Annotated in this window: 7 protein-coding genes; all 7 read right to left on the minus strand. The window is 32.5% G+C overall.

Features of this window, described 5'->3' with window-relative positions; genetic code table 11:
• Window positions 1–273: hypothetical protein (locus AB9K26_RS13550; RefSeq protein WP_369970524.1), on the minus strand; the 273-nt coding region annotated here is incomplete at its 3' end.
• A 225-nt stretch (window positions 274–498) separates the two neighbouring features.
• Window positions 499–801, minus strand: coding sequence for a type II toxin-antitoxin system RelE/ParE family toxin (locus tag AB9K26_RS13555; protein WP_369973102.1), 303 nt, complete (start codon window positions 799–801; stop codon window positions 499–501).
• Window positions 798–1,040, minus strand: coding sequence for a type II toxin-antitoxin system ParD family antitoxin (locus tag AB9K26_RS13560; protein ID WP_369973103.1), 243 nt, complete (start codon window positions 1,038–1,040; stop codon window positions 798–800). The genes AB9K26_RS13555 and AB9K26_RS13560 overlap by 4 nt, the downstream gene beginning before the upstream one ends.
• A gap of 274 nt (window positions 1,041–1,314) precedes the next feature.
• Window positions 1,315–2,205, minus strand: coding sequence for an alpha/beta hydrolase (locus tag AB9K26_RS13565; protein WP_369973104.1), 891 nt, complete (start codon window positions 2,203–2,205; stop codon window positions 1,315–1,317).
• Between the two features lie 255 nt (window positions 2,206–2,460).
• Window positions 2,461–4,131, minus strand: coding sequence for an ATP-dependent endonuclease (locus tag AB9K26_RS13570; RefSeq protein WP_369973105.1), 1,671 nt, complete (start codon window positions 4,129–4,131; stop codon window positions 2,461–2,463).
• Between the two features lie 236 nt (window positions 4,132–4,367).
• Window positions 4,368–4,730: a hypothetical protein gene (locus tag AB9K26_RS13575; RefSeq protein ID WP_369973106.1), complete on the minus strand. Its 363-nt coding sequence runs from the start codon at window positions 4,728–4,730 to the stop codon at window positions 4,368–4,370.
• Window positions 4,730–5,188, minus strand: coding sequence for a barstar family protein (locus tag AB9K26_RS13580; protein WP_369973107.1), 459 nt, complete (start codon window positions 5,186–5,188; stop codon window positions 4,730–4,732). Before AB9K26_RS13580 ends, AB9K26_RS13575 begins: the two co-directional genes overlap by 1 nt.
• Window positions 5,189–5,346 lie beyond the last annotated feature (158 nt).

A 5,346-nucleotide genomic window follows, 5' to 3' on the forward strand; every position in this document is an offset into this window, starting at 1 on the left:
ACTATAAATGTGCTTTCCGTAATCTTTGTAATATTCAGAATCAGAAAACCAAAATTCCATTAATGATGAAAGTGGAATTTCTGTCTTATCTGAAAGATTTGTTACAGTAACTTCTACAACTCCAAATTCGCAAACAAAAGTAATTTTCCAACTGTTATTTTGAAAAACGACTCTCCAATCATAATTGATTTCTTTCAAATCAAAGTCATGTTTTTCTCCGAATGACAAAAATGCTGATTTAACTTGTTCAGGGAATTCTGGATAGCTGTTCATTTATCAAATTATGGCTAACGTGTTCGTGTATGGTTTGTGCGGAATTTCAGCCGAGCGCTTTGCGTTTGGGTGAGCCAGTCTTTGGCTGGCGAAAATTCCGTTGGAAAAAAAGCGCGACAGGTGAGCGGTCGTGGTTTTTCAGTTTAGTTGTTTGGATTAAAAGTAAGAAAAAATCTTCTTCTTAACCGACTGGACGCATTAACTATACACGTTGTTGGGTGTAGTTTATTTCAGTCGTTTTTTTACATTCATTCGCTGATGTAGAATTCTAACTATTTCTACAATTTCATTGTCTCTTTTTCTGTAGAAAATTAAATGCGATTTGATCTTCGAAACTCTGTAATCTTTTCTGGTGTGCTCGGCGGACTTTCCAATCTTGTAGTTGTCAGCTACGAATTCGATTTCATTCATCAAAAGTTTCAAATATCTATCAGCTTGTTCTTTTGACCACTTATTTAGAGTGTAGATCCAAATTTTATCTAGGTCATTTATCGCTTCTTGACTTATTCGGTATTTGTTTTTACTCATAAGTGTTTTCGATGCAATTCCTCTAGGTGTTTGTCAAAATCAAAATTTTCGACAAATCCACTTTTTTCTCCTGCTTCAAGTGCTTTTATCAATTCTCTTTCCTTTTTTTCTTCTCTTTCTAAAAGTCTAAGAGCTGAGCGGATAACCTCACTTACGGAACTGTATCTTCCTGATTTTACCTCTTCACTGATGAATTCCTCAAAATGATTTCCAAGTGATATTGAAGTGTTTTTTCCCATAATTGACATTTTAATCAAATATACCAAATCTTGGTAATACATCCAAATTCCAAAATTACACCCAACGTGTTCGTGTATGGTTTGTGCGGAATTTCAGCCGAGCGCTTTTGCGTTTGGGTGAGCCGGTCTGCGACTGGCGAAAATTCCGTTGGAGAAAAAGCGCGACAGCTGAGCGGTCGTGGTTTTTCAGTTTTGTTGTTTGGATTAAAAGTAAGAAAAAATCTTCTTCTTAACCATCAGCCGCATTAACTATACACGTTGTTGGCTGTAGTGTTTATTTTTTTCCAAATAATGTTGTCAGTGTTCCATTTAAACAAAAAGGTATTACAGATGTATGTGTTTTATTTCTATATATATGCCAATCCATATCAACATTCCCATAGTTTCTTTTTTTTAGAAACATACTAAATTTGATCATATTCGATACCATCATTGGACTTTCATTTTCTCCAGTGGAAATGAAAACTTTAGTTGGATCAATATTCCAGTTTTGATTATCCGAGAATTTAGAAACTGCTGGCTCTAAAAATATTTCTTCGTTTAGTTGAAAAGAAGGGCTGTTTATACCAAATTTCGTAAAGTAATTATCAGAATTCACAAAACAATATGCTACGAATAACCCTCCAAGTGAATGTCCTGAAATTCCTCTCACAGAGTTTGTCTTATAATGTTTATCTATAAATGGAATAATTTCCTGCTTTAGGCATTTTAGAAATTTTTGCGCTCCACCTGTCTTAATCGTTCCATTTTGGACTCCGAATTTTTTCTCAAATCTTTTTTCAGTTATTGTATCTCTATATGGAGTGTAATCAATAAATCTGTTAATCTTAGATTGAACTCCCATTGCCTTATGACTAATGCCAACTATAATAACATCTTCGATTTTTTCAAAATCAATGTAAGAAGGTGATTCGAAATAGCCATAGGTGGTTTTTCCGTCCAAAACATAGAGGACAGGATATGTAATGCTGTCCTGGATGGAATAATTCTTTGGGAAAGACATATGAATTAAATACTCTTTAGTCGTAATTTCAGATGAAATGATATGATCTGGTTTAAAGTCATCTCGTCCGGTTGGATCAAATTTTTGTGCAAGTGATACATTTTGAAAAATCAAAAAAAGGGAAGTAAAAATAAGTAGTTTTTTAGATGTTGTAAATATCATTATTATCTATTCAGGGTTCGAATTTAGACATTACTGCCAACGTGTTTGTGTATGGCTCGTTGCGAGAAAGTTACGCTTAAAATTTCGGATAAGCAACGAGCTATTAAAGCGGTTTAAACCTTTTAAAACGGGTTTGCAAAACCTGAGATAAAAAATTAACACTAAACGGCTTTAATAGCGGCTTAGCAAATTGAAATGAATTCTGTTTAAGTAATTCAGCCGCAATGAGCTATACACGTTGTTAGCATACGTTATTTATTCAAATTTTTTTGTCAATTCAGTTTTTAATTCCGATAAATGAGGATAGTCCTTAATATCGATGTGCTTTTTAACTGCATTTGCAAAGTTTCTTTCAGAGCGACATCCAGCTTTTGGTGCTAACTTATTTAATAATTGTTTTCCCGGAATTAATTTTAAAATTTCTGGAATCGATTTGTCATCTAATGCTTTTTGACATTTACTTAATTCTTCATCAAGTATTTTTAGCATCTGCTCTTTTCCAATTGATTCAGCTTTTGCTTTTTCTAGTTCAGCTCCTTTTGCTATTGCATCTTTTAATTCATCAACGGTATCTATGGAAGATAGAACCTTTTTTTCCAGTGATACTCCTAATCTGATATTACCTCTTGAGAATGTTCTTTGTGCAGAGATTGTGTTAATTTGAGACTCAAATTCTTTAATAATGAATTCTGCTATTTCATCTTCATTTGGTAAAGGGTCTAATACCGATAATTTATTCGCCAGTTCACATACTAATTTAGGGTCGCAAAAGTAACTTTCTACTTCGTGATATTGTAATGTCAATGTATTGTTGTCTTCACCATTATTCAATTCATTATCTGATTTGAAATCTGAATCTATAACACCATTTATTTTAACAGAAGGTGCTATTTTTTCCCAAATGCCTTTTTTGTTGGCCATATTTTTTACGTTGGCTGAACTACCAACAGGAATAACTTCTAAATCGTTACTTTGAATTAGCCAACGATAAAATAACTGGTCAAATGAATTTTCTTTTCCCTCTACAGCTAAAGCTGAATTAGAACTTAATATTGCTGGAATTGCACCTAGTAACTCATAGAGTTCTCCTGAATTTAATTCACCAATATTTTTAATAAAAGTATTATTGTCAGGATTTTTACTTAAAACTGCTATTCTATCTACTGATTTTCTCATTGCAAAACTTACACAGTGAGTTGCATAAATGAAAACAGCATTAGGTAGTTCAGCTTCGACAATATCCCAAAACCTACAAGCTAATCCTGGATTTAAATTTAGTTCAGGTTCGTCTACTAATATTAAGCTATTACTTTCAGCTAAAACAACTATATCAGCTAGTAAGCAGAATATTTGTTTTTCTCCATCTGATAATTGTGATGGATGATAATCATTACCATTTTTATGACATCGTAGAGATTTATTTCCAGAATTAAAAGTGAGAGTAATACTAGGAAAAACTTCATTGAATAATTCAAATAGTTTGTCTAATGGTGCTGTCGGTTTAATAGGGAATGCGGTAATTCTACCATTTAAATTCCACTCGTGAGCTTCTTTTGAGTATTTGTTGTTTATTTCTTGTTCTGTCTGCTCTAAAAGAATTAGAGCGTCCTTAATTCTTGCAGTTAGAGTGTTATTCCTTTTTTGCTTATAGTTGGTTTCAGTTTGTTCAAATGTTCTATAGTTATTGAAATCTTGATTTGTTCGTTGAAGTGAGTTTGGAATATTTACAGTTCTACCTCCTTCCACATAAATTAGTGGTCTAGTTCCACCAAATGAATTAATATGTGCTTTTAATTGATTGATAAGTTTAGATTTTCCTGTACCATTTCCTCCTAGTATGACATTAATTCTTCCAAATTCACCAGAGAATTTAGCTATGTCTCTTCCATTTCCAGAAATTTCTATCTTATAGTTTGTTTCTTCCATTGTTTGGTTAATGTATGCTAACGTGTTCGTGTAAGGTTTGTTGCGGAATTTCAGCCGAGCGCTTTTGCGTTCGGGTGAGCCAGTCTGTGACTGGCGAAAATTCCGTTTGGGAAAAAGCGCGAGTGCTGAGCACTTGTGATTTTTCCTTTGACTAAAAGTACAAATTTTATCCAGATCGTCCACTTAACCAACTTGCGGAGCAATTAACTTTACACGTTGTTGTAGGTTGTATAAACTTATTTAGTTATCGTAATATCCTTTTGATATGATTTTCCTCTGTGATCTGTGGCAACTACTTTAGGCTTTGTGTTATTACTCCAAATGAGTTCAAATGAGTTAAGTAATTCGTAATCGACATTATGTGATTTGAAGTGATTATTAATGTTGTTAGACCAAAACTCAATTGATTTAGTTATTCTTTCCGAAATCATTGTCTCGGGTTGAAATTCTTTTGTTTTCCAATCAATTCTAATAACATAATTCTTTCGAAGAATTTTGTTGAGCTCATAAATCACAAAATCTGAGTCTACGTAATTTTCGTAGCTTAAAAAACTATGTCCAAAATTATGGATAGCAGATGGAATATTTTTATACTTCATTAATCAGTTTTTTCTAGAATCAACTTTACGAATTTTGCTTCTCGTAACAACTCAATAATAAATTCAAAATCTTCATTTCCAAAAATTCTTTTTAAGTTTTCAGATCCAGTAATTTCAATAATACAATCTCCTGGAAAACCAGGTCCTTCAGCAGTAATGGCATCATTGAATGCGTCTAAGTTTTTCCCAAAATCTTTTTTAGATTGAAAATCAAAATCAGAGATATATCTTTTCCAAAAATCAAGTTTCGAATAGCATAACTCTCCATCTATAAATATTTTCCGAGTACGTTTAATTTTTCCATTTTCGTCCTCAGTAATACTCATAAATGTTCCTTTGCCATAAGCGAATCGATCAAATACTTTAGAATAGCCTTGATTTAACCATCTTTTGTAAATTAATTTATCATTAAAATACAAGTAGAGTTCATTGTCATTTTTGATTTCTTTTCTAAGCATTTGAGTTTATATTACCTACAACGTTTTAGTGTATGATTTGTGCGGAATATTCCGTGAGGAATTTTCCGAGTAAAATCATATCATGTTTAAAAGTACTAATTTTTCATTTAAGATAGATTAGAGCATGAATGATACACTTTGTTACCTATTGAAGTGCA

It is taken from the genome of Psychroserpens sp. XS_ASV72 (assembly GCF_041224425.1).
Taxonomy (GTDB): Bacteria; Bacteroidota; Bacteroidia; order Flavobacteriales; family Flavobacteriaceae; genus Psychroserpens.

Coding starts and splice junctions, on each gene's coding strand:
- AB9K26_RS13555 (WP_369973102.1), bottom strand. CDS start 801: ATGAGTAAAAACAAATACCGAATAAGTCAAGAAGCGATAAATGACCTA.
- AB9K26_RS13560 (WP_369973103.1), bottom strand. CDS start 1,040: ATGGGAAAAAACACTTCAATATCACTTGGAAATCATTTTGAGGAATTC.
- AB9K26_RS13565 (WP_369973104.1), bottom strand. CDS start 2,205: ATGATATTTACAACATCTAAAAAACTACTTATTTTTACTTCCCTTTTT.
- AB9K26_RS13570 (WP_369973105.1), bottom strand. CDS start 4,131: ATGGAAGAAACAAACTATAAGATAGAAATTTCTGGAAATGGAAGAGAC.
- AB9K26_RS13575 (WP_369973106.1), bottom strand. CDS start 4,730: ATGAAGTATAAAAATATTCCATCTGCTATCCATAATTTTGGACATAGT.
- AB9K26_RS13580 (WP_369973107.1), bottom strand. CDS start 5,188: ATGCTTAGAAAAGAAATCAAAAATGACAATGAACTCTACTTGTATTTT.